A 26514-nucleotide genomic window follows, 5' to 3' on the forward strand; every position below is an offset into this window, starting at 1 on the left:
CTGCCGGCACGCGTTCACGCGCGCTCGTTTGGCGGCCAGCCTAGCATATCCAGGGATGAGGCAAGGACTTGCGCGGAGGACCTGCGCGGACGCGCGATTACTCGGCCGCTTGCGCCAGCACCGGCCGGCGCGCCAGCCAGCCGTCGATGAAATGATCGAGCCAGGCGCGTTCAGCGGCATCGTAGACGGCACGGTCCGCAAAATGATGATGCCGCTCGCGCGCACCGGGCGCGCGGAGGCCGTCATAGCCGCGCGTGGTCCAGCAATGCATCATCGCGTAGGTCACATCAGGATGGAACTGCACGCCGAAAGCGTTGCCTGCTCGGAACGCCTGGTTCGGAAAATCGTCGCCTTCCGCCAGCAATTCGGCGACTCTCGGCAATTGAAAGCCTTCGCGATGCCAGTGATACACCTGCGCCGGCCAGTCCGGACAGAGCGCGTGGCCCGCCGCGGTGGGTCGGATCGGATAATAGCCGATCTGGGTCAGCGCCTCCGGATGCGGTGCCACACGTGCGCCGAGCTGCATCGCCAGCATCTGCGCGCCCAGGCAAATGCCGAGGAATGGCCGCTGCTCGCGAAGGGGAACTTCGATCCAGTCGATCTCGCGGCGGATATAGTCGTCCGAATCATTGGCGCTCATCGGGCCGCCGAAGATCACGGCGCCGGCATGCGCATCCAGCGTATCGGGCAGGGGATCGCCGAACCGCGGCCTGCGGATGTCGAGACGATGGCCGAGCGCGCGGAGCGCGTTGCCGACACGACCGGGCGTCGAGGATTCCTGGTGCAGGACGATCAGAACCGGAAGCCTAGGCTCGGAGGCGGCCGTGCGCGACGTCCTTCCGGGGAAGGGCACCACTTCTGCGCCACCAAACCTGTCCGTCCGAAACGACATGGTCTTTTGCGAGTGCTATCGGTTCAAGCCGCCAGCATAGCTAAGCGCTGGTTAACATCGTGTGAGTTTGCGCACACACGATGCGATACAGAAGCAAGCTCCGGGCCAGTACGGAGACTTGAGGACTTCGTCAGTACCGCCGGCGCTGGAACCGGCTGGTGGCAGACAGGATGAAGGCGCGCGGTAAGAAGCGGAGCGCGAACGGCACAATCTTGATGCCGAGACCCGGTAGCACTGCCCTTTTGTTCGCCATCAGGCCGCGATAAGCCTGCCGCGCAACCTCGGCGGCGGAGACGTTGAGAATGGCGGTATCATGCCCCGAGCCGACGCCGGCGCGCTCCTGGAATTCGGTCGGCACTGGACCTGGACACAGCACGGTAACGCGAACGCCGCGTGGCGCGAGCTCCGCGCGCAAGGCCTCGGTGAACGAAATCACATAGGCCTTGGAGGCGTAATAGACGGCCATGCCGGGACCCGGCAGGAAGCCGGCAATGGAGCCGACATTGAGCAGGCCGCCCTTGTTCCTGATGAGCTGATCGGCAAAGCGCAGCGACAGATCGGTCAGCGCCCGGACGTTGACGTCGACGATGCCGACCTGCTCGTCGCGGTCGCGCTCAATGGCGTCGCCGAAGACGCCGAAGCCGGCATTGTTGACGAGATTGTCCAGCTCGACCTCTTCGGCAGCAAGCGTGGCGGCGATCCGTTCGCCGGCATCGGCTTGCTCAAGATCGCAGGCGATCACGATCGGCTTCTTGCCGCACGTCGCAGCGAGCTCGTTCGCGAGCGCCTCGAGCCGGTCGGCACGTCGCGCCGTGAGGGCGAGCCGGTGTCCGTTCGCGGCAAACACACGCGCTAGCTCCGTGCCGATGCCCGCCGAGGCACCGGTGATCAACGTTACCCGCTCAGTCACGATTGCAGTCTCTTGAATTGAAGTCTTTTGGCACCGTAATGGCGGAACTGGAGCATAGGCCGTGCAGGACAAGCAAGCGGCACCGGCGGCATGGCGGCCTGAGCGAACGACAGGGAAAGGGAGAAAGTCCCGGAATTACAGAGGAATCCGGAACCTTGCGGCTCGGCACTACATTAAAGTTTCGTCATGTGGTCGATACAATCAGCAACCACGTCGCGTTGCCGACGGCTTAGCCGCCGACTGCATTGTCCTTGATCTGGCCACCGGCGCGGTCTGCGACCGCGTGCTTCAGATCGATGCGGTCGCGCTGGGAAATCCCGAGCAGATCGGAGGCGCGCCAGACCACGTTGTCCTCGAACTCGGTCACCTCGCCATCGGCATAGACCAGCTCCCACATCATCTGGACGATGCGCTTGCGGCCCTCTTCATCGAGCGAGCGCATGATGACGCTGGTGAAGTGATAGAGATCGACCGCCTCGCCCTCGACCTGGGTCGCGTCGGCGATCAGCCGGTCGGCGGTGCCCCGATCGAGCTTGAAATGGCTTTCGATCAGACTATGCAGCTTGCGCTGCTCGGCCTGCGTCGGCTGGCCGTCAAGCGAGACCACGTGGATCAGCAGCGCGGTCGCCGCCAGCCGATAATCGCTGTCGCCGAAGGCGCGGTCCTGGGCTTGGGGAGCAACAATGTCGGCGATGAATTGGCGCAGGCCGTCGAGCATAAGGTCCTACCGAAATCGATGACGCCGCGAGGGAAAGCGCGGCGGTTACCAGCACTATATGAGCAGGAAATTCAACCGGCGCAACGTGCGTCAGTTCCGCGCGCTGCATTACGTTTCGGCAATCTGGGAGCGCCGACTCACGGTATCTCGTACACCACCATCTTGTCGGCGATGCCGCGCAGGGCCGCCTGCTTCTGGATCGGCCTGATCTCGCGCCGCTGAAGGATCTCGGCGACCGCGGGCGCATCCAGCACCGGGCCGGTGATGTGGATCTCCTGCGCGGTCGACAGGCTCTGCACCCGCGCGGCGATGTTGACGGTCTGGCCGAAATAATCCTGCCGCTCGTTGAGCATCACCGCGAGACAAGGGCCTTCGTGAATGCCGATCTTGAGCACGAGATCCTTGGCGCCGCGCTCCTTGTTCAGATCATCCATGGCCGCGCGCATACGCAGCCCCGCGGTGATCGCGTGCTCGGGCCTGACGAAGGTCGCCATGACGGCATCGCCGATGGTCTTCACGACGGCGCCCTTCTCGGCGGCGATGATCTCCAGCAGCGCCCGGAAGTGCGCGCGCACGAGGTCAAAGGCGTTGAGATCGCCGACACGCTCGTACAGCGCGGTGGAGCCCTTCAGGTCGGTGAACAGGAAGGTCAGCGACGTGATCTTCAATCGCTGATCGACGTTGAGATTGTCGGCCTTGAAGACGTCGCGAAACGTCTGGTTCGACAGCATCCGCTTGGCGGTCAGGATCGGCTTGCGCTTGCCGATCATCTCATGAAGCGCGTCGCCGGCGATCCAGACCGAGGGCAACACGCGATTGTCCGATTGATTTTCCAGCGTGAGTCGGAGCGGCCCGGGGCGCACGACCGTGGTCCCGGTCGGCGCCTCCAGCTTGTTGAACATGATTGACAGCTGCTGGCGTTCGCTGGTCGCCTCACCCTGGACATCCAGGAAGTGGGCGGAATGGGTCACCGGCTCGAACACGATGATGAACTGGCTGGGAAGGTTCAGCGAGAGGATTGCCTTTTCACCGGCAGGCAATTCCAGCGCTTCGAGCGTCACCTCGTTGATCAGGCGCGAAAAAGCCGCTTCGTTGATGTCGACGCCGGAGCTCCAGAACATCTGCCGCACGTATTCCCACATCGGCAAGGTGTCGGGATCGTGAGCACCGATGCGGCGGACTCGCGGACTGACGGTAAAGGCCACCTCGACCATCTCGTCGACGGACGCCTCGTATCCGGCTGCGCAGAGCGCGCAATTGTAGTCTTCGTGCTTCAGCGACTTCAGCGTCGTATGCGCGCCCAATACGCCGCCACAGCCGGGACACAGCACGTTCCAGCTCATGTCGAACAGGCCGAGCCGCGAGGCGTGCAGGAATCCGGAAATGACCTTCTCCTGATCGAGCCCGCTCCGATCGGCAAAGTCCAGCACATTGATGCGGTTGAGATCGCGATCATGACCTTTGGCGATCAGCTCCGCGATGGCCTCGACGACGACGGGATCGGCCGTCTGCTTGAGAACGGAAAACTGGGCCTGGATGTCGCTCATGGCGTAACTCGATTTTTGTTGGATCGCGCCATCGGTCAGGCGATCGCCTGTCACCGACGCGTGACGCGGAACATCGGGGAGTGGTCCGGCTGTGTCGTAACAACACCGTACGGAATGACGGGATCGGCGTCGACGAGCTCGATGCGGAATGCGCCGATCAAACGCGCCAGCGCCAACACGGACTCGGCTTGCGCAAACGGCGCGCCGATGCAGACGCGCGGACCCGCGCCGAACGGCAGATAGGCGAAGCGGTCGGGCGGCTCTTTCGACATGAAGCGCTTGGGGATGAACGCGTCCGGCTGATCCCACAGCTTCTCGTGCCGGTGCAGCAGCCAGGGTGCGATCATGATGATATCGCCCCTGCCGACCTTAGCGCCGGCGACATTGTCCCTGTCGCGCGCGGCGCGGGCAATCAGGAAGGCCGGCGGATAGAGCCGCATGGTCTCGTCGATCACGGCGCGGGTGAATTTTTGCCGCTCGATATCGGCGATGCTGTCGAGATGCTCGCCTGATGTCTCGGAGGCAACCTCCTCCTGCGTCTCCGGATCGAGCGCAAGCAGGTAGAGCGCCCAGAACAGCGCAGTTGCGGTCGTCTCATGGCCGGCCAGGATCATGGTTGCGACCTCGTCGACGAGCTGCTCGTCCGAAAATCCCTTGCCCGTTACGGGGTCGCGCGCCTCGTCCATAAGATCGAACAGATCGCGCGGCGGCGCGCCCTCCTTCTTGCCCGCAGCACGCCGCTCGGCGATCAGCATCGCGACGAATTTTGTCCAGCGCGTGCGGAAGCGGGCGCGGGCGCGATCCATGGGCGTCGGCCAGGACACCGGCAGCAGCATGTCGAGGAAGTAGGCCCGCCCGAGCCGCTCGCCATACTCCATGACGAAGTTGCGCAAGGTCGGTCCGTGCCGGTCCATGCCGAACGAGAACATCGTGCGCCCGGCGATCTCGAGCGTCATCCGCTGCATGACATCCCGCAGATCGACCGGCTCGCTCGTGCGCGCATCCAGCTTCGCGATGGTCTCGTCGAGCACCGCCGTCATGTGCGGAACGAGGTTGGCGGTAGCGCGCGGCGTGAACGCGGGCGACAGCGTGCGGCGTTGAAATGTCCAGGAGTGGCCTTCTGCGAGCAGGAGACCGTCGCCAAGCACCGGACGCAGCATGCGGATGCCCGCCGGCGTCCGTGTGTAGTTCTCGTAATCGCTCAGCAGCACGTGCCGGATCGCGTCCGGCTGGTTCAGGATGAAACTCTTGTGCAGGAAGAAGCGACCCTCGACGATCCCTTCCTCATAGGCGCGCTGCCCCCAGGTTGCGATCATGTTCTGCCTGATCACCGCAAGCCGGCCGAAGAACGAGAGATTCTCCGGCGCGCGCGGCGGGGTCGGGGGGATGATGGGCCGACGCACACTGGCGATGTTCATGGCTCTCTCCCGCAGATCTGACGCAGGTAAAAGCTAGTAAGTCAGTTCGGCAACCGCAATCCTATTCTCGGAGGCGGGCCACGCGCGTGCTACGATCCGTTCTTCGTTGAACTGGGCCAAGACGTTACGTCCGATCTCGCTGGCCGGAAGGCGCAGGGTTGCTGTCGCATCCGTGGGCACGCCCGGATGAACGTCGGCGGGCTCCTTGCCGTCGAACAGGACGATGTCGCGCGGCAGGCCGAAATAGCCGCGTGGACGCGACATGATCAGCACCGCTCCAGCATCCCTCTCCGCAGGCATGAACGGGCGCGCGGCGCGCAGATGCACGACGTCGGACGAGCGCGGGAAAGGCGAACGGTAGAAGTGCGTGATCGGGGCGTCCGGCGAGGCCAGGACGATCTCGAGCGGCCAGTCGGATTCGACCTCGACCGGCCCCCAGCGGCCGTCGGCCCCCGTCGTCGACCGGTGCACGACATCGCCTCTTCGCTCGCCGCTCTCGCGATCGACGTGGTGAACTTCAACTGTCGCCCCGGCGACCGGACGGTTGGTCGGCGCGCCGTCTGCGGCGCCCGTGACCAATCCGCTGAGGCGGACGCTCCGCTCCGGCGTGATGGCGATGCGCGCGGGTTCGCGGCCGGCGATGAACTTGTAGATCTCGCGGAACGCGCGCGGAGAATACGCCGTCTCGCGATGATCGATGGTGCCGAGCACGAGATTGGTCGCGCCTTTCAGCTCCGGTCCCTCAGCGGTGACATTCGTGGGCACGCCCGGCTTACCGATGAAGCGACCATCGGGTTGCGCATATTTGTCCATGCCGTCGCTGCGCAAGGTGAGGAAGGCGACGCCCGGCGTCACCTCGCTGTCCCCCTCGTTCAAGCCGCGCAGAAAGGCGCCGCGTCCGTTGAACTCGCTGCCGAGGAGATCATCGAGTGCAAACACGCCGTGATTGGGCGTGCCGCACAGGACGGCGTGACTGACATCGCCTGCACCGCCGTTCTTGATGACGTTGCGGATGGAATTGCCGCCGCGCGAATTGCCGACCAGCGCCACGCGGGCCGCGCCGGTGCGGCGCTTCAGTTCAGCGATGGCGGCGGCAAGCTCGCGACGTTGATCCTCGGTCGAGGACCGGCTGGCCTGCTCGACCGTGTCGTCGGTGCGCGCCGTGGGATTGGTAAAATTGATCGCCATCATGCGATCATGCGCGATGCCGTTGGATTCCATCCGCCACAGCGTCGTCATCCAGAGCGCGTCGTAATCGCCGTTGCCGTGGACGAACAGGATGGGGGGCACCTCCGAGCTTGCAGCCGCGGACGGCGCTTGTGCCAGCGCGTCCATCCGGAAGTTCGCAACCGCGAAAGCCAGTCCGCCCGCACCCTGCAGGATCGCCCGTCGTGACAGCTTCATCTGTTCCTCTCCGATAAAACCATGTCTTTGCACCGCTTATAGCGGCCTAACCACTGGACAGCGAAGGACTTTCGCGGGCATCACTGAAGGCGCCGGAATCATTGAAGCCATTTCTGCCAGACGACTTGGAACGGGATATGACCGAGCAGACGAACCGTCAGAGACGTTCCGCCGACGGCATCACGGCCCCCCTGCGCTACACCGTATTCCGGCGCATCTGGCTCGCCAGCCTGCTGTCCAATCTCGGCCTCCTGATCCAGGGCGTGGGCGCGGCCTGGGCGATGACGCAAATGGCAGCCTCGGCCGACAAGGTGGCACTGGTGCAGACCGCCCTGATGCTGCCGATCATGCTGATCTCGATGCCGGCCGGCGCCATCGCCGACATGTACGACCGTCGCATCGTGACGCTCGTCGCGCTGATGATCGCGCTCACCGGCGCGTCCGCGCTCACGATCCTCGCCGGACTCAAGCTCATCGCCCCGGAATCGCTGCTGGCCTTCTGCTTCGTCGTCGGCAGCGGCAACGCGCTGTTCGGACCTGCCTGGCAGTCCTCGGTCAGCGAGCAGGTGCCGCCGGACGCGCTGCCGTCCGCGGTGGCGCTGAACGGCATCAGCTACAACATCGCGCGCAGCTTTGGACCTGCGGTCGGCGGCGTGATTGTCGCCGCAGCCGGCGCGGTCGCGGCATTCGCCTGCAACGCGATCCTCTATCTGCCGCTGCTGGTGGTGCTGCTGCTGTGGCGGCGGACCACCGAGCCATCGCGCCTGCCGCGGGAGAAACTCAACCGCGCCATGGTCTCCGGCTTTCGCTACATCACCAATTCGCCACCGATCAAGATCGTGCTGCTGCGCACGCTGGTGATGGGCCTGATCGGCGGCGCCGTGATGGCGCTGATGCCGCTGGTCGCCCGCGACCTCCTGCATGGCGGCGCACAGACCTACGGCATCATGCTCGGCGCATTCGGCATGGGCGCGGTCATCGGTGCGCTCAACATCCACGAATTGCGCAAGCGCATGAGCGGCGAGGCTGCGATTCGAGCCTGCACGATCTCGTTGGCATTTGCGATGGCGGCGATTGGCCTGAGCAGCGAGCCGGTGCTCACCGCTGCCGCGCTGGTGCTGGCGGGCGCGGTCTGGATGGCCGCCGTTGCCCTGTTCAATATCGGCGTGCAGCTTTCAGCGCCGCGCTGGGTCGCCGGACGATCTCTCGCCGCATTCCAGGCCTCGATTTCCGGAGGCATCGCGATCGGCGCCTGGGGCTGGGGCCATCTCACCGACTATGCAGGCGTCGAGGTCGCGCTGCTGACGGCCGCCGGCCTGATGCTGGTCTCGCCGCTGTTGGGCATCTGGCTTGCAATGCCGCGCGTCGGCGCGCGCAACGAGGATGCCGAGGTGCTGGCCGACCCGGAAGTCAAGCTGTCGCTGACCGGGCGCAGCGGACCCTTGGTGGTCGAGATCGAATATCGCGTCCCCCAGGAGAACGCGCGCGCCTTCCACAACGTGATGCAGGACGTGCAGCTCTCGCGCCAGCGCAACGGCGCCTATGGCTGGTCGATCGCGCGCGACATTGCCGATCCGGAATTGTGGACCGAGCGCTATCACTGCCCGACCTGGTTCGATTACTTGCGCCAGCGCAACCGTTCGACCCAGTCCGAGCGCGCCCTGCATCAGCAGGCGATCGACTTCCATATCGGTCCCGAGCCGGTGCGGATCCGCCGCATGCTGGAGCGGCCGTTCGGCTCAGTGCGTTGGAAGGAAGAGACGCCGGACCGTGCGTCGAGCGAGGTGCTGCCTGTGGTCGCGACCGCGGCAGGCAGCACCATCAGTCGCTAGCCGCCACCCTACTGTCCGTGCTCTGTCAGCACCTTGTCGCAGGCCTTGCTGAGGCGCGCGCGATGCTCCTTCAGGCAGGCGAGTACGGCGCTATCGCCATTGTTCATGACGGCCCGGCAAAAGCGCGTGACGTCACGCGCGCAGGCGTCGTGGCCGGGCTGCTGCTGCGCGGACGCACCCGATGCGCACAGAACCATAGAAACTATGAAAAGAAATCTGGTCATCGCGTAATGCCTCGTACCCCTTGAGATAGGCGGGCGAAGCTAGTGCGACGATCTCCTGGTCGCAACGGCTTTATTGAAAGGCATCCACGCGCTGCCGCGAAGCCGGCCTGACGCCGGGGCGGATCGCGAAGGGAGCTTTGCAGCGCGCTCTTACTGGCCGTCCTGCGCATCGGCGACCTTGCGTGAGGCGCCCTTGGCGAGGTCCTTGTCCATCACCGCGCGGCAGCCGGCGCTCAGGTCCGAGCGGTGCTTGATCATGCAGGCGGTGATCTTCGGGATATTTGGGATTTCCGAAGAGCACAGGCGGAAGGCATCGCCGGTGCACATCTGCTGCGCTTCGGCCGTGAAGGCGAAGCTCGATGTCGTCGAGACGATCGCGACGATGGCGGCAAAGCCCAGGCCGAGGCTGGTGTCGCGAATCTTCGCAGTGAGGGACTTGGCGGAGAACGACTTCGTCATGTGAAGCTCCCATTGACACCGCGGGTGCGCGGGCCCGTTGTCGATGGGAATGACCATGCTCCGGGAAAGTCCCTTCCACTGTGATGACGGTCACGGGCGCCGCGCCCTCTGTGACATCGGTCACTTTGGCGCACCTGCCTGAAATTCCTCCGGATCCGCCGTCGTGTTGGTGTCACGTTAACTGTTCCTTCGCATTAATGGCTCGTCGCGCGGGAAATTCCGCTGGTTTGGTTGCGTAATTGGAAAGAGTAGCGATGCGTAATGCGTTAGGCCTGATGCTGGCCAGTGTCCTTGCGGCGGTCGTGATCGCCGGAGGCTGGTACTTTTATTCTTCCCGCGCCGACCAGGGCGCCCCCAAGACAACAGCCGCCCGTGCCGCCGATCCTCTGCCGGCACCGGTCAAGCTCGCCGCCAGGGACGACGTCGAGACCACTGCGGCGATCGCCGCCAAGCCCGCCGCTGTTGCCGCCGCGCCCGTTCCGGCGCCCGTGCCCGCGCCGGCTCCGGTTCAGCAGACCACGACCTGCACCAATCCGGATGCGTTGGGCGTCTCGCGCGTGGTCGAGATCGACACGACCGGCGGTCCGGGCTTCGGCTTCGAGCAGTTCAAGCAGTTTGATTTCCTGACCGACAAGGAGGTCGTGCTGACCTTCGACGACAGCCCGTGGCCGCACAACACGCCGGCCGTGCTGAAGGCGTTGGCCGATGAATGCACCAAGGGCCTGTTCTTCTCGGTCGGCAAGCACGCCACCTGGCATCCGGAGATCCTGCGCCAGGTTCTGGCCCAGGGCCACACGGTGGGCACGCACACCTGGTCGCACGTCAATCTCGCCGGCAAGAAAATGACGGAGCAGCAGGCCAAGGACGAGATCGAGAAGGGCTTTAGCGCGGTGAAATGGGCGCTTGGCACCAATCCGTCGCCATTCTTCCGCTTCCCGCAGTTGTCGCAGAGTCCGGCGCTCGTGAGCTATCTCGGCAGCCGCAACCTCGGGATCTTCTCGACCGACATCGACTCCTTCGATTTCCGCAAGGAGAATACGCCGGACAAGATTGTCAGCAACGTGATGACCAAGCTCGACAAGCTCGGCAAGGGCATCATCCTGATGCACGACTTCCAGAAGCGCACCGGCGAAGCGCTGCCGACGCTGCTGGCGCGTCTCAAGGCCGGCGGCTACAAGGTCGTGCAGATCAAAGCCAAGACCACGTTCGACTCGCTGCCCGAGTATGACGAAGCGATCCTCAAGGAGCTGAAGGTGCCGGCGACCAATGCGACGAACGCGCGCCCGGTCTCGAGCGTGGTGCAGACGGTCTCTCAGCGCTAGGCGCTTAGGTTTCGACAAAGCATGATGGCCGGGCTCAGCCCGGCCATTCTTATTTCGGGAATGACACGCCGCCGCTTACCGGTAAATGCCGTGGCGGTGCTGGGCCATATCCGTTGTTCGGCGGACGGCAATCGAAGCTGGACAAGGAAGATTGTGCGCGCGTTGGCAGAAGCAAAAGGCTTGTCAACGAGGGGCGGCGGGAAGGCAGCCCAAACATTTTTCGGTTAAACCCGCACTTCACTCGGGAGGGTCCGTTCTACCCTCCGGAAGCAGACATCGGCAGGCCATACCGGCGGGTCTGAAAGGGGGTCGGAAGCGCAAGTCCGCTTAGGCCGGCCGCCAACTGAGGCGACCTTACTCTTTCAATTCATCCCCCGTTTGCCATTGTTGAGCGCGCTCGGCCAACCGATCGTACTCGCTTGCAATCTTCAAAAGCCTCAGTTTCGTTCTTACGTCAAAGGACCGATCAGCTTTCGCTCGCGTCTGGTCGGCGCGTTCGCGCCAATGGTTGGGATCGCGAATCGGGTCTTTCATTGGACTTTCTCTACGCGGAACGAGAGCAGTACCCTTGGCGAGCAGATCGGGAAAACTTGGTAGCGGCTCTGATGTTCCCAGCAGCCAAGAATGAGCAGCCCAGGCTGCGGGAAGCAGCTCCAGGAAAGCTGGTCGCCTGCGGGTGAAGCGGAGTTCCGAGTGATTGATGGCGGGAAAAACTAAAGAGCTCGGAGAATGCCCAGAGCCTTGAGGCATCCCCCACGCGCTCTTTTCGTTTTCGGACAACGGCCCGGCTATAAAAAAAGCCCCCAGCCCGAGGCTGGCTGAGCTGGGGGAGAGGTGCCGGACCGGCCAAGTCGTGCGCCAGTCCGCACATCAACATGCACTGGAACCTTGCCGTCTGCGATGTGGCATTCGGCCTAACTCGGATTTGCAGTGTCCTAATCCACCTCTGCGGATATCAAAAAGGCCCGGCTCGCGGAATCGGGGGCGATGGAGCTGGGGCCAATTTGGGGTCTGCCCTTTGGGGAAGATCATCGGGAAAACTTGGCAAAGACCCTGATGTTTCTAGCAGCCAAAAACGAAGCGGCCCCAGAAAGCTGGGGCCGACCACCCTCCCGAGTGGCGCGTCATTCGTTCCTCATCCGGGACCTGGAAAAACTCGGCATCGGGCCTGCGGTTCCGGGAATATCCTGAGTTAGGAGGTAGAGGTACCTCTTCAGAGTCGCGGCAAAGTGGTCTCTTCTCACTCGTTTGAAAGATCGCTAACTAGCGCCACGAAATGGCTTCCAAGCTGATTGCAGCGGAGAAACCGATGCCACTCGCTCTCATTGAAACCGGGCACGACAAGATGGATCTCGATCCCTCTCCGATCGAGCCATCCTGGATCATCGAAGGCAAACCTGAAGCTCGATCCCGCGTCCTCGCGGCCAGCGGCTGCAACACCGCCAAGACCGTGCTTTGGTCCTGCACCGAAGGCAAATTCAACTGGTACTACGATCTCGACGAGACCATCGTGATCCTCGAAGGATCGATCGTGCTTGAGGGCGACGGCACGCCGCTGAAGCGCTATGGCGCCGGTGACGTGATCTATTTTCGTGCGGGCGCGCACGCCAAATGGCATGTCGAGAGCTTCGTGAGGAAAATCGCCTTCCTCCGTCTGAACAATCCATTCCCAATTGGCATCGCGATCCGAGCCATCAACAAGCTCAAATCACTTGTCGCGCGGAACGGTCCTGTGATGGCGGTGGTGGCTTGCACTATCGGCACGAATTGAAATCGTACTTCTGCGGGGTCTTTTTGACATCCGCAGAGACGCACCCTATCCGGCCTAGCCGCATGCTGACCCTTCTCCCGAGAGCCGGATAAAAAAGGTGACTCTGCCTGGGTACCTCCTAATGGTGGCCGCCAGATCTACCGTCTGTTCGCAACCATTGGCATGATGCACGGGCTACGCGCCGAGAGGTTACGGCAATGATCAATGACCGCCTCGTAGGGCCGCCAATCGCCAGCATCCGCAAGATCGGCATCATCGGAGCAGCAATCCTCCTGCTCGGGCCGATAGCCGCGTCCACCGCGCTCGGTGCAGGAACGCGCATCTCTGAAGGCTTCGAACCGTTCGATAAATCAGCCAATGAGCGCGTCTCTGAAGCCTTCGAGGACATTGAAGGCATAGCGTCCATCTCTGACGAGCTGAAGACGGCGCTGGCGTTGCTGAGCCAGAACGTGCAAGGCGTGCGGAAGCCGCCGGTTCAGGCTGAAGGCAATGAATGATCCTCTTCCCATGGAGTTCATCGCGATGACGCCGCGAGGGGATTGAATGCCAAAGATCTATGCTCGGACCGTTGATGCGCAGAGCTGGCAAGCTCTCCTGACCGACCCAGAAAGCATTGGCGAATAGGCTTTTCTGCGCGAAGACTTTGCACTGCCGGGAAGCCGCAGAAGGATTGCTGTTCGCCGGAAATCGCTCGGCTATTCGGATCAGATGCTGAGCTGCTCCTGGCGATCCCAGAGGACAAGTTCTCGCTTCGCGATGCAGGAAGAGAGAGCCAGACGGCCGTGTTCGCTCTGATACGACCGAAATCCGTCCAGCCGGCCCTCTAGACTAGTCGGTGACTTCTTTTCAGACGAGCTCCATCGTCTCCACTTGCCAAGGGGCCCCCGATTGTGCGCCCACCAGCACGGATTGGTGGGCGGCCTGTGGGTCGCGGCACCCCATTTTCGATTTTGTCAATGAATTCAAATCGTTGCGCCGTCAAACTGGCGGATAGAACGGTCGCCGAGACAAGAATAGGCCACCGTAGCCTGGCATCTCTAAGAGCCAATGGACCAAGAAGCCCTTGCGCAAAGCAGCGCAACTTCAGGCGGACGCAAAAGCAACATAACTTATTGAAATTGCTGGTGCCGCAAGAGGGATTCGAACCCCCGACCCCGTCATTACGAATGACGTGCTCTACCGACTGAGCTATTGCGGCGAACCCTGCCGGGGCTGGGCGATGCCGGCCCCGATACGCGCGCCCCTGATATCGGGCATGGCCCGAATTGGCAAGGACAAGGGAGGTGCGAAATGTGGCTCATCCCCCCCAGCGGGACCAGAATCCGCGCCAGCCGCCCGCCTGGGCCTTGGGTGTGCCGATTTGTTCCGTAAATTCATCGCTCGGGCCGTCGTCGTCAATGCCGGGGTCATCGGGCGCGCGGACGATCGGGATGACGGTCTGGATCGGCGCCTGCGTCGGCTTGCCGAGGTCGGCGCGGGTCCGGAATACCGGGGTTTCCGCCACCGGCGATGATTCGGTGACTTCAGGGACCGGCTTGACCGGCTCGGCAGGGATCACCGCCGGCTCTTCCCTGGCCGCAGGGGGCGCGTTGTCTTGCGCGGCCGCAGTGGGGGCCGGGGCCGGGGCGATCACGACCGGTTCCACCGGCGCCTCACTGGCCACCGTCACCCGTTTCGGCGGCGAGGCGGCGAGCGTGGCTTCCTCAAAGGCGAAGGATTCGATCGTCGTGCCCTTGTCCGAGGGCAGGCTCGCCACCGGCGTCTGCCACTGAAAAGCATCGAGCCGACCGGTGACCGGGGAGACCGGGCGCCAGCGATCGCTGACATAGCCATCCGCTGTCCAGGCCGGATCGTGACGGGCACGCACGGCGCGCAAGGTCCAGGCGCGGGCACGGCCACCGTCGCCGTGTTCGGCGCGCTCCAATTCGGCCATCAGCAGCGCCACGCGCTGGGTGGGATCGTTGACGTAAGGAGCGAGCACCTCGCGCGCACGGGCGAACTCGGAAGCGTCGATCGCGGCGCGCGCGATCGCGAGCTGGCCCTCGACATGGCCGGCCTTGTCGGCGGGCGTTTTCGCCGCGAGCGTCTCGACCCGCTGCAGGCGTTGCCGCGCCGAATCGCCGAGTTTCACATGCGCATAGGCGGCGGCAAGATCAGGATGCGGATTGGCGAGCCAGGCGGCCTCGACCAGCTTCATGGCGCGGCGCACCTGATGCGCCTCGCTCTCGAATTTCGCGGCAAGCACGGCGGCCGGCACCAGAGTCGGTGCGAGCTTGACCGCTTCCATCACGCTCTCGCGCGCGACGTCGCGATCCATCGTCTCCAATTCCAGCGCGCGCGCGGTGAGCAGCACACCACGCTGCCGGCGGTAAGTAGGCTTGTCGATCAGCCCTGCGGACAGATTCGAGTCGAGAATTGCGAGCGCGCCGCTCCAGTCGCCGCGCGCACAGCGGAAGCCGAGCACCGCATGCGAGGCCCAGGTCGAGGACGGAGCCAGCCTGATCGCCTCCTCCGCGATCATTACCGCACTGACGGCATCGTCGGCGCGCTGCGCCTCGATGAACAGGCCGCGCAGGCCGAGCAAACGCGTGTCCTCGCGCTCGGCCATGGCGCGGAAAACGCGCTGCGCCTCATCGCGGTTGCCCTCGAGTTGAGCCGATTGCGCATGCAGGAGAAGCGCGAGCGGATCATCGGGCGCATGCCGCCGCGCCGCTTCGGCATGCCGGCGGGCGAGCGCGGTGTCGCCATGGCCGATCGCGAGCAGGCCGTGGGTGATGGCGTGACGGCCGCGGGCATGGCGCTTCTCATGACGGCGGCGGCGCATCCGCCCCGGCGTGCGCCAGATCGCGGTCAGAATGCTCCAGAGCAACACGATCAGGCCTGCGAAGATGCCGAGACAGAGCACGAACACCGGAATGGTCGGTGAGGCCCGGAAACCGCCCCAGGTCAGCACGACATTGCCGGGCTGATCGGCGACCCACGCGGCGCCGGCGCCTGCAAGCGCAATCAGAACGAGGAAGAGGACGATGCGAAGCATGGCGATCCCTATACGCGCGGATTGTTGCGCGAGTCTTATCAAGCAGTCTTATTGAGCAGGCTTGGCGAGACCAGCCAGAGCATCGTCGGCGAATTTGCGGGAGGCTGCGAGCGCGGCATCGCGGGCATCGGCCTTGTCCAGCCACGCCTTCGCCGGCACACGTTCGCTCTCGGGCAGCGACATCAGCTCGCGCCGCGCCTCCGCGAAATCGTTGCGCAGCGCCGCCGCCGTAACCCGCGCGACGATCGCACCGCGGTCGTTGCCGCCCCCGTCGGTGCGCTCGATGCGGACGAGCTTCGACGCTCCCGCCTGAAGGCGCTCGACGATGCCGGCGCCAGGGGGCGGAGCCTCCGGCGGCGGCGACAACTTCGGCACGATGTTGAGAAGCTCGCGGGTCAGCGCGAACGGCGTCGGGATGCCCGATGCGGCGAACATGTCGAGCGGCTTCAGCAATTCGGGCTTGGCTGCGAACGACCGCGCAGCAGCGAGCTGCGCCTCATAGGGGTCATTGTGGCGAACCGCGACGTCGAGCAGCGTGGCCGCAACCACATAGCGCAACGGCTTGTCGTCCATCATCTTGGCATCGGCGATCTTCTCGCCCTGCTGCGCGAGCTCGGCGCGCGCGGTTCTGCTGGCGCGCTCGAGCTGGGAGATGCGATCGTCGAGGGCGGCGAGGGCGGACGACGAGGCGTCGCGCGGCGTGGATTTCGCATCGTTCAACGCACTCGCAACCTTGTCGGACTGCGCACGCACATTGGCGATGTCATTGCGCAGCATGCCGACCGATTTCTCCAGCGCGTCGAGCCGCGCCGTCATCGCCGGATCCGCCGCCGGCTTGCCGGCCTTGGCTTCGACCGCGGCGACACGTCCGCTCAGTGCATCGAGCGCGGCGCTCGTCACTGGCGGCGCGGCGGGCGGAGCCTGCACCGCGGGCCAGCCCAGCATCCAGCCGACAGCGATTACGACTGCGGCTGCGGCGGCACCGGAAAATGGCGCGATGACCCAGGGAGAAATGGCTGCAGACGTTGCGGCGGCCTGCGCCTCCTCGCGCTGTGGCTCCGGCTCGATCTTGGTCGCCTCAACCTTGGTATCCTCGGCAGCGGCGTGCTCCGAGCTTGCCTGCTCGGCCGATGGCTGCGTCGAAGGCTCGCCCGCTGCGTCCTGCGGCTGGGTAGAGACTTCGGTCGCCTCGAGGTCGATGGTCGGCGGCGAGCGCTTGGCGCGGCCAGGTTCGGGGGCCAATCCTGCGTCTTCAGGCTTGTCGTCGGCCATCGTGACGGTTCCTCACACTTGCATCCCAGAGACGAGCCCGATTACATCGGATTCGGCCCGTCCTCTTACGCCAAACGGGTACGCAAAGCACGCTCCAAGGCGTCAAATAGGGCATTTTCGTCCGGGCTCGCGGCGACCAGAACCTGCGATGCGCCGGCATCGCGCAGCACGCTGGCAACCGCCTCGGACAGGCAACATTGCGGAATCGCCAGCGCCGAGATTTCGACGCCTTCCTCCCGCGCGGCATCCAGGAAGGCGCGCGCGCTACGCCTGGAGTAATGCAGCACCGCCTCGATGCCATGCGCGGCAAAGCCTTCGCAGACCTCGCGCGGGAGCACCTTGACCGGAGCCATGCGATAAATGGTCTGCATGACCACGCTGAACCCTTCCGCGCCAAGCTCGCCACCGAGATCCCGCGACAGATCCGCCCCGGCGAGATAGAGCAGCGTACTCTTCTTCTTCAGCACCTTGTCACGCGTGCCTTGCATCACCTTGTCGCGCAAGGAAGCGGCATCGCCGCCGGCGACGATCACATCCGTGAAACCGGCCTCGCGCGCCACGGAAGCCGTGTGCTCGCCGACCGCAAAGAGCGGCAGCTCCAAAAGGCCGAGATCGCGCAATTGCGGCGCGATGGCGCGGATCGCGTTCGCCGATGTGACGATGATGCCGCCATAGGCTGCCTCGCTCTCCTCATGAAAGGCAACCGGTTCGCATTTGAGCACCGGCGCGAGCAGCACCACATGCCCCCGCGCGCGCAGATTTTCCGCCGTCGCCTCGTTGTCGGGATGCGGCCGTGTGACAAGAATGGACATCGCTTGTGTTCCCGAACCACCTGGCGGTGACACATTCGCGAGGGGAATACGGCGGGTGGCGATTGCGCAAGCCGACCCCGGAATGCTACCGGACGTACCAGAACTCTGCTTTACGGATGAGCGCAAGGGCGCAAATTGGATAACAATTCGCCAATGCTGGTACTGGGTATCGAGACCACCTGCGACGAGACTGCGGCGGCCGTGATCGAGCGCGCGCCTGGCGGCAGCGGCAGGATACTGTCCAATATCGTGCGGTCGCAAATCGAGGAGCATGCCCGCTTCGGCGGCGTCGTTCCGGAAATCGCCGCGCGCGCCCATGTCGACCTGCTCGACGGCATCATCGACCGCGCCATGGGCGAAGCCGGCATCGGCTTCGCCCAGCTCGACGGTGTCGCAGCCGCCGCGGGGCCGGGACTGATCGGCGGCGTCATCGTCGGGCTCACCACCGCGAAGGCCATCGCGATGGTGCACGACACGCCGCTGGTCGCAGTCAACCATCTCGAGGCGCATGCGCTGACGCCGCGTCTGACCGACGGCATTGAATTCCCTTATTGCCTGTTCCTCGCCTCCGGCGGCCACACCCAGATCGTCGCGGTGACCGGCGTCGGCCACTATGTGCGACTTGGCACCACCGTCGACGACGCGATCGGCGAGGCCTTCGACAAGGTCGCGAAGATGCTGGGCCTGCCCTATCCTGGCGGACCGCAGGTCGAACGCGCGGCGGCAAACGGCGATGCCGCGCGCTTCGCATTTCCAAGGCCGATGCAGGGACGTCCCGATGCCAATTTCTCCCTGTCCGGATTGAAGACGGCCGTCCGCACCGAAGCCAGCCGCCTGGCCGAGATCACGCCGCAGGATGTCAACGATCTCTGTGCGAGCTTTCAGGCCGCCGTCCTGGACTCGACGGCCGATCGCCTGAGCGTTGGCCTGAAGCTTTTCCGCCAACAATTCGGCGCGCCGCGCGCGCTGGTCGCGGCCGGCGGCGTCGCCGCCAATCGGGCAATCCGCGGCGCGCTGTTTGACGTTGCACGGCAAGCCGGGACGCAGCTGATCATGCCGCCGCCGGCGCTCTGCACCGACAACGGCGCGATGATCGCCTGGGCCGGCGCCGAACGCCTCGCGCTCGGCATCACCGATACGATGGACGCACAGCCGCGCGCGCGCTGGCTGCTCGACGCGAATGCGACCGCGCCTGATGGTTACGGCAAGACGCGGGCGGGGTACTGACGATGGCTGCATTCGACTCCGTGGCGGTGATCGGCGCGGGCGCCTGGGGCACCGCGCTGGCGACGGTGGCCGCGCGTGCCGGACGGAACGTGACGCTATGGGCGCGCAATGCGGAACATGCGACGCGGATCGCATCGACCCGTGACAATCCGCGGCTGCCGGGCGTGCGGCTCGCACCCGACATCGTCGTGACGAGCGATCTGGCGCTCGCCGCGCGCGCTGACATGCTGCTGATCGCGACACCGGCGCAGCACCTGCGTGGCGCAGTCAACATGCTGGCCTCGCACATTGCAAGTCCAGCGCCGATTGTGGCCTGCGCCAAGGGCATCGAGCACGGCACCCACAAATTCATGACCGAAGTGATCGTGGAAGCTGCGCCACATGCGCAAGCTGCGATCCTGTCCGGCCCGAGTTTTGCCGACGACGTCGCGCATGGCCTGCCGACGGCGGTGACGCTGGCGGCGAAGGACGAGGCGCTGGCGAGCGCATTGGTACAGGCATTGGGCTCGGCGACGTTCCGGCCCTATCACACCACGGACGTCCGCGGCGTCGAGATCGGCGGCGCCGCCAAGAACGTGCTGGCAATTGCCGCCGGCGTCGTAGTCGGCCGCAACCTCGGCGCTTCCGCGCTCGCCGCCCTGACGACGCGCGGCTTCAGCGAGCTGGCGCGGCTCGGCCGCGCCTGCGGCGCGCGCGCGGAAACGCTCTCGGGTCTCTCCGGCCTCGGCGACCTCTTGTTGAGTTGTTCGACGGCGCAATCGCGCAATTTTGCGCTCGGGATCGCGCTCGGTCGTGGAGAGGCGGCGCCCGCAGGCAAGCTTGCGGAAGGTGCATTCACCGCGCCGGTGCTGGTCGAGCTCGCGGCTTCGCAAATGGTTGAGATGCCGGTATCAGAAGCAGTCGCGGCGATCCTCAGCGGAAAGATCACGATCGATGCGGCGATATCGGGGCTGTTGACCCGCCCCTTCAAAGCAGAGGAATGAACATGGCGTACTGGCTGGTGAAATCCGAACCATCAGTGTGGTCCTGGGACCAGCAGGTCGCAAAGGGCGCCAAGGGTGAAGCCTGGACCGGCGTGCGCAACTACACTGCGCGCCAGAACCTCGTGAACATGAAGAAGGGCGACAAGGCATTCTTCTATCATTCCAACGAGGGCAAGGAGATCGTCGGCATCGCGGAGGTCATCAAGGAGGCCTATCCCGATCCGACCGACAAGACCGAAAAATTCGTCTGCGTCGACATCAAGGCCGACAAGCCCTTGAAGACGCCGGTCACGATGGCCGAGATCAAAGCCGAAAAGAAGCTCGCCGACATGGCGCTGGTGAAATATTCGCGCCTGTCGGTGCAGCCGGTGACTTCGGAGGAATGGAAGCTCGTCTGCAAGATGGGCGGGTTATAAGGACGACCATGTCCGGCCCTGCGCCTCCGGCAGCGTAAGCACCTCGCACGGCGAGGCAATGCCGCGCAGCTTGTGCAGTCCGAGCGCAATCAGAGGCATCTCGGTCTCGGCGGCCAGCGAGCCCGAGACCAGCACCGTCCTACGAAGCGGCTTGCACAAGCCCTCGAGTCGACTGGCGAGATTGACGGCGGGCCCAATGGCGGTGAAGTCGAGCCGATTGGCGGCGCCGATGTTTCCCCAGAGCATTTCTCCGAGATGAAGCGCCGCGCCGAACGCAAGTGGCGGCAAGCCTTGCGCGCTGCGCTCGGCGTTGAGATACGCCATCCCGGCTTCGGCAGCGCCTGCCGCGCGCAGAGCGGCCTCACAGGCGCGACGCGGTGACGCCTCGACCACCGGAAAGATCGCCAGCACGCCGTCGCCGATGAACTTGAGCACCTCGCCGCCGAAAGCGTGAACGGCACCGGCGATGCGATCAAACCAGGCATCGAGTGCAACGATGACATCTGCCGGCGGGCTGGTTTCCGACAAGATGGTGAAGCCGCGCAGATCGGCATAGAGCAGCGCGGCCTGGATGGTCTCGCCGAGATCGCGCCGCAGCGGCGCTGCCAGCACCCGCTCGGCGCTGCGCTTGCCGAGATAGGCCTCCAGCGTCGCCCGCAGCGTGGCGCGTGCAGCGAGCGCGGCGAGCGGTGTTGCGGCAAAGCGCGCGGCCTGGCGCAACTGCTCGATCTCCTGCGCAGTGAATGGACGCGGTCCGATCCAGCCGAGCAACGGCCCGTCGCGCCCGACAACATCTTCGTGCACGTCGCCGCCCGCTATCCCGCGCAGCCAGCGGCGGCCAGCATCATCAGGCAGATCGGGTGCGAGCCCGGCGGGCGCAAAGCCGAGCGCCTCGATCACCCGGCCGTTCTCCGCGCGCCACAACCAGGTCCGTTTTGCGATCAGCGGATGCGGCACCTCCAGCGTGAGGCTGCCTGCCACAAGCGGCATACCGTCAGCAAGCAAATGCGTGCCGAGTTCCGCCAACAGGCGATCGGCGCCGGAACATTCTGAGGCGGCGTCGACAAGCCAGGCAAGGGTGGGAGAGAGGTGCATGATCCGATCATGGCCAAGGAGGACCGTCTTTGTCACTGGGCAATCCTTGACGGGCTGCCTTGGTGCCGCCATGTGACCATATCACTCCCGGGATGATCGCCGATGACCGACCCGTTCGTATTGCGACGCGAAACCCAGATCGCCGCCCCACGCGCCACCGTCTTCGCCTATTTGACGGACCCCGAGAAAATCCTGAGCTGGATGGGCTCGGATGCGACCACCGAGCCGCATCCCGGCGGGCTTTATTTGCTGAAGGGCATCGGCCCGCGCGGCAGCGTCGCCCGCGGCGCCTTCCGCGAGGTCGTGCCGGTGCATCGCCTGGCCTACACCTTCGGCTGGGAGGGCGGCCAGGAAGTGCCGCCCGGTTCGAGCCTGATCGAGATCGACCTGATCGAACGCGACGGCGGCACGCTGCTTCGCATGACCCATAGCGGGCTGCCCACCGAGGAACAAATGGCCGCGCACGCGAAGGGGTGGGCGCATTATCTGGAGCGATTGACGAGCGCGGCCGCAGGCCGCGATCCCGGTCCCGACAAAGGCGTTTCGGACAAGATGTAACGGCGCTCCTACACCGCCGCGGTCGCCACCACCTGCGCCAGCAGCTGCTCGCGCCTCGCCTGCGAGCGCTGGCCCTTCATGGTCGCGGCGAATCGCTCGAGGATACCGTCCTCGAAGGCGGTGACGATGGTGTCGTGGACGTAGCTCTTGCGGCAGATCGCGGGCGTGTTGGAGAGCTTGTCGGCGGCGGCACGTATCGCATCCAGCACCTGCTTCTTGCGGCCGCGCTGGCTGGTCGCCGGCGTGATCCGCGACAGCGATTCCACGACGACAGCGGAGGCCATCAGGGTGCGGAAATCCTTCAGCGAAATCTTGATGCCGGCGATCTCGCGCAGGAACGCGTTCACCTGCGTGGTGCTGACCGCGCGCACGATGCCGTAGGCATCGCGATACTGGAACATGCGCTTGCCGGGGACGTCCTGCAAAATGCCGATGGCGCGCACCAGCTTGGCGGCATCGCATTCCTTGCGCACCGCCTTGCCGCCCTTCGCCCTGAAGGTCAGCACGAAGCAGTCGTCTTCCAGTGTGACGTTGGACTTCAGCAGCGTGGTCGCCCCGCGGGTGCCGTTGAGGCGGGCGTAGGATTCATTGCCGGGGCGGATCGCGGTGCGCGCGATCAGCTCGATCACCGCCGAAAGTGCAAACTCGCGCGTCGGCTCGTCGCCCGACAGGAACGCCGACACCTTGCGCCGGATCTTTGGCAGCGCACCGACGAGCTTTTCCAGGCGATGCGCCTTGCGGTGCTCGCGGACTTTCTCCCAGTCGGCGTGATAGCGATATTGCAACCGGCCCGCGGCATCGCGGCCCACCGCCTGGAGGTGCGAGCTCGGATCGGCGGAGTAGCGCACCTCGCGATAGGCCGGCGGAACCGCCATGGCGTGCAACCGGCGGATAGTGCGGGCGTCGCGGATATGGGCGCCGTTAGGGCGGACGAAGGAATAGCCCTTGCCACGCCTGACGCGGCGGATGGTCAGCTCGTTCTGGTCGCCGAGCCGCAGGCCCAGCTCCTTGGCAAGCGCCTCGACCGTCGCCGGCGCCGTGTCGAACACTTTTTTCGGGCTGGAACGCGTCGAAACCGGCGGTTTCGGCCATTGTCCGAGGGCTTTGGCCAGCGCAATGGCGGCAGGATCGGCCGAAGCGGGCCGCATCGTGCCGAGATTCTGCTGATCCATCATAGTCTTAAGCCTTAGCCCTGTTTGTTGTCGGTCAATGCCGCCGTTCTGATTTTTGTTCCAAGCCTCGCTTGGAGGGTGTCTTGGGACCCGGGTTGGCCATTTAGGGTGTTCCGAACCGCATTGCGAGTCCCGAATCAGTGAAGGACGGTTCCTAAATACCTCCAGCGATGCATGGGCGCCCTGCGCGGGCCTGTTCTGGGGATTTGGGTAAAGACCGAAAGCAGCCGCTCAGGCTGTGTCAGACTTGCGACAGCGGGCCCGCGAATCTTGATCCTCCGCATGGCCGGCCACTCATCGAAGGTCCAGCTTGTGCTGCTTGTCGGGTCCGGTTAGCCCGACGCATAATCGTTCAATGATGAAGTCGGCTTGCCAGTCACCCGTGCTCGGCTTGCCGTATGTGGAGGGAAGCATGTCCGAGAAGATCTACGACGTCCCCGCGGAATGGGCCAAGCGCGCCTGGATCGACCAGGCCAAGTACAAGGACATGTACGCCCGCTCGATCGCGGATCCGAATGCCTTCTGGGCCGAACAGGCCAAGCGCATCGACTGGATGCACGCGCCGACCAAAATCGAGAACGTCTCCTTCGCGCCCGGCAACATCTCGATCAAATGGTTCGAGGACGGAATCCTCAACATCGCCTATAACTGCATCGATCGGCACCTCGCCAAGCGCGGCCACCAGACCGCGATCATCTGGGAGGGCGACGATCCCTCGCAGTCGAAACACATCACCTACAAGGAGCTGCACGACGAAGTCTGCCGGATGGCCAACATCCTGCGCACCCGCAACGTCAAGAAGGGCGACCGCGTCACCATCTATCTGCCGATGATTCCGGAAGCGGCCTATGCGATGCTGGCCTGCGCGCGGATCGGCGCGATCCACTCCGTGGTGTTCGCCGGCTTCTCGCCTGATTCACTCGCGCAGCGCATCAACGACTGTCAGTCCAAGGTCATCATCACCGCGGACGAAGGCCTGCGCGGCGGCAAGAAGGTGCCGCTGAAGGCCAATGTCGATGCGGCTCTCGCCAAGGCCGACGGCGTCGACTGGGTCATCGTCGTCAAGCGCACCGGCGGCAAGATCGACATGAACCCGACGCGGGACCTCTGGTATCACGAGGCGGCGGCTATGGTGACGACGGAATGCCCGGTCGAGCACATGCACGCTGAGGATCCGCTGTTCATTCTCTACACCTCGGGCTCGACAGGCCAGCCCAAGGGCGTGCTGCACACCTCCGCCGGGTATCTCGTGTTCGCCTCGATGACGCATCAATACGTCTTCGACTATCACGATGGCGACGTCTACTGGTGCACCGCGGATGTCGGCTGGGTCACCGGCCACAGCTACATTCTCTACGGGCCGCTGGCCAATGGCGCGACGACGCTGATGTTCGAGGGCGTGCCGAATTACCCAGACAATTCGCGATTCTGGAACGTCATCGACAAGCACAAGGTCAACATCTTCTACACCGCACCGACCGCGATCCGCGCGCTGATGCAGGGCGGCGATGAGCCCGTGAAAAAGACCTCGCGCGCGAGCCTGCGTCTGCTCGGCTCGGTCGGCGAGCCGATCAACCCGGAAGCCTGGGAGTGGTATCACCGCGTCGTCGGCGACGACCGCTGTCCGATCGTCGACACCTGGTGGCAGACCGAGACCGGCGGCATCCTGATCACGCCGCTGCCGGGCGCGACCAAGCTCAAGCCGGGCTCGGCGACGCAACCGTTCTTCGGCGTGGCGCCTGAAATCGTCGATGCCGACGGCAAGGTGCTGGAGGGTGAGACCACAGGCAATCTATGCCTGACGCGCTCATGGCCCGGCCAGATGCGCACCGTCTATGGCGACCACGCGCGCTTCGAGCAGACCTACTTCTCGACCTACAAGGGCAAATACTTCACCGGCGACGGCTGCCGCCGCGATGCCGACGGCTATTACTGGATCACCGGCCGCGTCGACGACGTCATCAACGTCTCCGGCCATCGCATGGGCACCGCCGAAGTCGAAAGCGCGCTGGTCGCGCATGAGAAGGTTTCGGAGGCCGCCGTCGTCGGCTTCCCGCACGACATCAAGGGCCAGGGCATCTACGCCTATGTCACCCTGATGGCCGGCATCGAGCCGACCGAGGACCTGCGCAAGGAGCTCGTCAGCTGGGTACGCAAGGAAATCGGCCCGATCGCCTCGCCCGACCAGATCCAGTTCGCTCCCGGCCTGCCCAAGACCCGCTCCGGCAAGATCATGCGCCGCATCCTGCGCAAGATCGCCGAGGACGAGCCGGGTAGCCTTGGCGACACCTCGACACTGGCCGATCCCGCCGTTGTCGACGATCTCGTCAAGAACCGGCAGAACAGGAAGTCGGCGTAAGGCCGCTCTCGTGCCCCGGACCCAGCGCAGCGTCTCTTCGACGATGCGCCGCAGGGCCGGGGCCCACCCATCCGCAGCGCACCCTCTGGCTTTCGGTGTCCCGGCTTGCGCCGCTTCGCGCTGCGCCGCGTGCGGGACATGAGACTGCTTTTCGCGCCGACGTCGCCTGAAACAACCGCCGTTCACCCCCTCACACATTTGTCAGAGCGCGAGCGGCCGTGTCGGCATCTTTCCCGCCGGGTGTTGTTTTCGGGTCATTTACTTTATTTCGAACATTTCCTTTGCTTCCCCCTGCTGGCTCGCCCCGGCAGTCTCGCGTGGAAACAATCCGGTTAACAGGCGGGGTTAAGAATGTCTGGGCGCGCGGGCAATTGCCGGTTTGCGTGAATTTGGACGATCCGTTCGGGGGCAGGGGAAAATCGATGTCGATGAAGATTGTGCTGGCGCTGGCTACCACCATCGGGACCGGGCTCTTGCTGTCGACGGCGGCCGAGGCGCGGCCGGAAATGGTCGGCACACATATGGCCGATTATTCACCGGGCACCATCGTGGTCAAAACCAATGAGCGGCGGCTTTATCTCATCCTCGATGGCGGGCACGCGATGCGTTATCCGGTCGGCGTCGGCAAGTCCGGCAAGCAGTGGGCCGGCACCACCCGAATCGAGGGCAAGTATCGCTATCCGGCCTGGTCGCCGCCCGCCGAGGTGAAGCGCGACAAGCCACAGCTTCCCGACGTCATTCCGGGCGGCTCGCCCCGCAACCCGATGGGCGTGGCGGCGATGACGCTGGCCGGTGGCGAATATGCCATCCACGGCACCAACGTGCCGGGCTCGGTCGGCGGCTTCGTCTCTTACGGCTGCATCCGCATGCTCAACGACGACATCACCGACCTCTACAGCCGCGTGTCGGTGGGAACGAAAGTCGTCGTGACGCGCTGATCGTCGCCACCACAACAGAGATCGCAAGAGCCGCGTCGCCGACGCGGCTCTTTTGTTAGTCGTCCGTGAAGAACTCTGGCTTCAGGCTGGAATGGCCTGAAGCGCGGCGGTGAGAGCCGAGAGGATTTGGCGCAGCAACAGGCTGAGC

General features: G+C 64.6%; 25 protein-coding genes and 1 tRNA gene. 11 read left to right on the forward strand and 15 right to left on the reverse strand.

Annotated elements, in window-relative coordinates; translation table 11 throughout:
- Nucleotides 1–97 precede the first annotated feature (97 nt).
- The 6 genes from XH88_RS27080 to XH88_RS27105 form a co-directional block, all read right to left on the reverse strand.
- Entirely contained in the window at nt 98–892 is a 795-nt protein-coding gene (locus tag XH88_RS27080; RefSeq protein WP_271671294.1) for a glutamine amidotransferase, read from the reverse strand.
- A gap of 130 nt (nt 893–1022) precedes the next feature.
- Nucleotides 1023–1802: an SDR family NAD(P)-dependent oxidoreductase gene (locus XH88_RS27085; RefSeq protein WP_271671295.1), complete on the reverse strand. Its 780-nt coding sequence runs from the start codon at nt 1800–1802 to the stop codon at nt 1023–1025.
- A gap of 229 nt (nt 1803–2031) precedes the next feature.
- Entirely contained in the window at nt 2032–2520 is a 489-nt protein-coding gene (locus XH88_RS27090; RefSeq protein WP_271671296.1) for a tellurite resistance TerB family protein, read from the reverse strand.
- Nucleotides 2521–2657: 137 nt separating this feature from the next.
- Nucleotides 2658–4067 (reverse strand): adenylate/guanylate cyclase domain-containing protein, encoded by a 1410-nt coding sequence (locus tag XH88_RS27095; RefSeq protein ID WP_271671297.1) that lies wholly within the window; start codon nt 4065–4067, stop codon nt 2658–2660.
- A gap of 50 nt (nt 4068–4117) precedes the next feature.
- Complete coding sequence (locus XH88_RS27100) at nt 4118–5485, reverse strand: cytochrome P450 (protein WP_271671298.1); 1368 nt, start codon at nt 5483–5485, stop codon at nt 4118–4120.
- A gap of 33 nt (nt 5486–5518) precedes the next feature.
- A complete protein-coding gene (locus tag XH88_RS27105; protein ID WP_271671299.1) occupies nt 5519–6889 on the reverse strand; it encodes a hydrolase in 1371 nt (456 codons plus the stop codon).
- Between the two features lie 137 nt (nt 6890–7026).
- On the opposite strand from XH88_RS27105, the gene XH88_RS27110 reads away from it, so the two are divergent.
- Nucleotides 7027–8721: an MFS transporter gene (locus tag XH88_RS27110; RefSeq protein ID WP_271671300.1), complete on the forward strand. Its 1695-nt coding sequence runs from the start codon at nt 7027–7029 to the stop codon at nt 8719–8721.
- An 8-nt stretch (nt 8722–8729) separates the two neighbouring features.
- On the opposite strand, the gene XH88_RS27115 is transcribed toward XH88_RS27110, so the two are convergent.
- Together XH88_RS27115 and XH88_RS27120 are read right to left on the reverse strand one after the other, a co-directional pair.
- Nucleotides 8730–8945, reverse strand: coding sequence for a hypothetical protein (locus tag XH88_RS27115; protein WP_271671301.1), 216 nt, complete (start codon nt 8943–8945; stop codon nt 8730–8732).
- Between the two features lie 150 nt (nt 8946–9095).
- A complete protein-coding gene (locus XH88_RS27120; RefSeq protein ID WP_271671302.1) occupies nt 9096–9404 on the reverse strand; it encodes a hypothetical protein in 309 nt (102 codons plus the stop codon).
- 254 nt (nt 9405–9658) lie between these two features.
- Between XH88_RS27120 and XH88_RS27125 the strand changes: the two genes are divergently transcribed.
- Entirely contained in the window at nt 9659–10726 is a 1068-nt protein-coding gene (locus XH88_RS27125) for a polysaccharide deacetylase family protein (RefSeq protein WP_271671303.1), read from the forward strand.
- A 354-nt stretch (nt 10727–11080) separates the two neighbouring features.
- On the opposite strand, the gene XH88_RS27130 is transcribed toward XH88_RS27125, so the two are convergent.
- Entirely contained in the window at nt 11081–11260 is a 180-nt protein-coding gene (locus XH88_RS27130) for a hypothetical protein (protein WP_271671304.1), read from the reverse strand.
- A gap of 775 nt (nt 11261–12035) precedes the next feature.
- Between XH88_RS27130 and XH88_RS27135 the strand changes: the two genes are divergently transcribed.
- The 3 genes from XH88_RS27135 (at nt 12036) to XH88_RS39290 (ending at nt 13324) form a co-directional block, all read left to right on the forward strand.
- Nucleotides 12036–12497 carry a cupin domain-containing protein gene (locus XH88_RS27135; protein ID WP_271671305.1) on the forward strand — a complete coding sequence of 154 codons (462 nt, stop codon included), beginning with the start codon at nt 12036–12038 and terminating at the stop codon, nt 12495–12497.
- Nucleotides 12498–12694: 197 nt separating this feature from the next.
- Nucleotides 12695–12994: a hypothetical protein gene (locus XH88_RS27140; protein WP_271671306.1), complete on the forward strand. Its 300-nt coding sequence runs from the start codon at nt 12695–12697 to the stop codon at nt 12992–12994.
- A gap of 84 nt (nt 12995–13078) precedes the next feature.
- Nucleotides 13079–13324: a DUF6946 family protein gene (locus XH88_RS39290; protein ID WP_442868477.1), complete on the forward strand. Its 246-nt coding sequence runs from the start codon at nt 13079–13081 to the stop codon at nt 13322–13324.
- A gap of 295 nt (nt 13325–13619) precedes the next feature.
- Here XH88_RS39290 and XH88_RS27145 read toward each other — a convergent pair.
- The 4 genes from XH88_RS27145 to XH88_RS27160 all read right to left on the reverse strand — a co-directional run bounded on the left by XH88_RS27145 (nt 13620) and on the right by XH88_RS27160 (nt 17618).
- A tRNA-Thr gene (locus tag XH88_RS27145) sits at nt 13620–13695 on the reverse strand.
- 99 nt (nt 13696–13794) lie between these two features.
- On the reverse strand, nt 13795–15534 hold the full coding sequence (locus XH88_RS27150) for a heme biosynthesis protein HemY (protein ID WP_271671307.1): 1740 nt from the start codon (nt 15532–15534) through the stop codon (nt 13795–13797).
- Nucleotides 15535–15582: 48 nt separating this feature from the next.
- On the reverse strand, nt 15583–16806 hold the full coding sequence (locus tag XH88_RS27155; protein WP_271671308.1) for a COG4223 family protein: 1224 nt from the start codon (nt 16804–16806) through the stop codon (nt 15583–15585).
- Between the two features lie 65 nt (nt 16807–16871).
- Nucleotides 16872–17618, reverse strand: coding sequence for a uroporphyrinogen-III synthase (locus XH88_RS27160; protein ID WP_271671309.1), 747 nt, complete (start codon nt 17616–17618; stop codon nt 16872–16874).
- Nucleotides 17619–17771: 153 nt separating this feature from the next.
- Here XH88_RS27160 and tsaD point away from each other — a divergent pair, with 153 nt between their 5' ends.
- The 3 genes from tsaD to XH88_RS27175 are packed head-to-tail and all read left to right on the forward strand — an operon-like array spanning nt 17772 to nt 20244.
- Nucleotides 17772–18845 (forward strand): tRNA (adenosine(37)-N6)-threonylcarbamoyltransferase complex transferase subunit TsaD, encoded by a 1074-nt coding sequence (gene tsaD / locus XH88_RS27165; protein WP_271671310.1) that lies wholly within the window; start codon nt 17772–17774, stop codon nt 18843–18845.
- A gap of 2 nt (nt 18846–18847) precedes the next feature.
- A complete protein-coding gene (locus tag XH88_RS27170; RefSeq protein ID WP_271671311.1) occupies nt 18848–19828 on the forward strand; it encodes an NAD(P)H-dependent glycerol-3-phosphate dehydrogenase in 981 nt (326 codons plus the stop codon).
- Between the two features lie 2 nt (nt 19829–19830).
- Nucleotides 19831–20244, forward strand: coding sequence for an EVE domain-containing protein (locus tag XH88_RS27175; protein WP_271671312.1), 414 nt, complete (start codon nt 19831–19833; stop codon nt 20242–20244).
- Here XH88_RS27175 and XH88_RS27180 read toward each other — a convergent pair.
- Nucleotides 20239–21339 (reverse strand): adenylate/guanylate cyclase domain-containing protein, encoded by a 1101-nt coding sequence (locus tag XH88_RS27180; RefSeq protein ID WP_271671317.1) that lies wholly within the window; start codon nt 21337–21339, stop codon nt 20239–20241. The two genes, XH88_RS27175 and XH88_RS27180, sit on opposite strands and share 6 nt — an antisense overlap.
- A 102-nt stretch (nt 21340–21441) precedes the next feature.
- Here XH88_RS27180 and XH88_RS27185 point away from each other — a divergent pair, with 102 nt between their 5' ends.
- Nucleotides 21442–21897 carry an SRPBCC family protein gene (locus XH88_RS27185; RefSeq protein WP_271671313.1) on the forward strand — a complete coding sequence of 152 codons (456 nt, stop codon included), beginning with the start codon at nt 21442–21444 and terminating at the stop codon, nt 21895–21897.
- A gap of 8 nt (nt 21898–21905) precedes the next feature.
- Here the strand turns inward: XH88_RS27185 and XH88_RS27190 are convergent, their stop codons facing one another.
- Nucleotides 21906–23072, reverse strand: a complete 1167-nt coding sequence (locus XH88_RS27190; protein WP_271671314.1) for a DNA topoisomerase IB — start codon at nt 23070–23072, stop codon at nt 21906–21908.
- Nucleotides 23073–23481: 409 nt separating this feature from the next.
- Here XH88_RS27190 and acs point away from each other — a divergent pair, with 409 nt between their 5' ends.
- Together acs and XH88_RS27200 are read left to right on the forward strand one after the other, a co-directional pair.
- On the forward strand, nt 23482–25428 hold the full coding sequence (gene acs, locus XH88_RS27195) for an acetate--CoA ligase (RefSeq protein WP_271671315.1): 1947 nt from the start codon (nt 23482–23484) through the stop codon (nt 25426–25428).
- Between the two features lie 422 nt (nt 25429–25850).
- Nucleotides 25851–26366, forward strand: coding sequence for a L,D-transpeptidase (locus XH88_RS27200; RefSeq protein ID WP_271671316.1), 516 nt, complete (start codon nt 25851–25853; stop codon nt 26364–26366).
- Nucleotides 26367–26514: the final 148 nt, after the last annotated feature.

It is taken from the genome of Bradyrhizobium sp. CCBAU 51627 (assembly GCF_028128765.1).
In the GTDB taxonomy this organism is placed as follows: Bacteria; Pseudomonadota; Alphaproteobacteria; order Rhizobiales; family Xanthobacteraceae; genus Bradyrhizobium.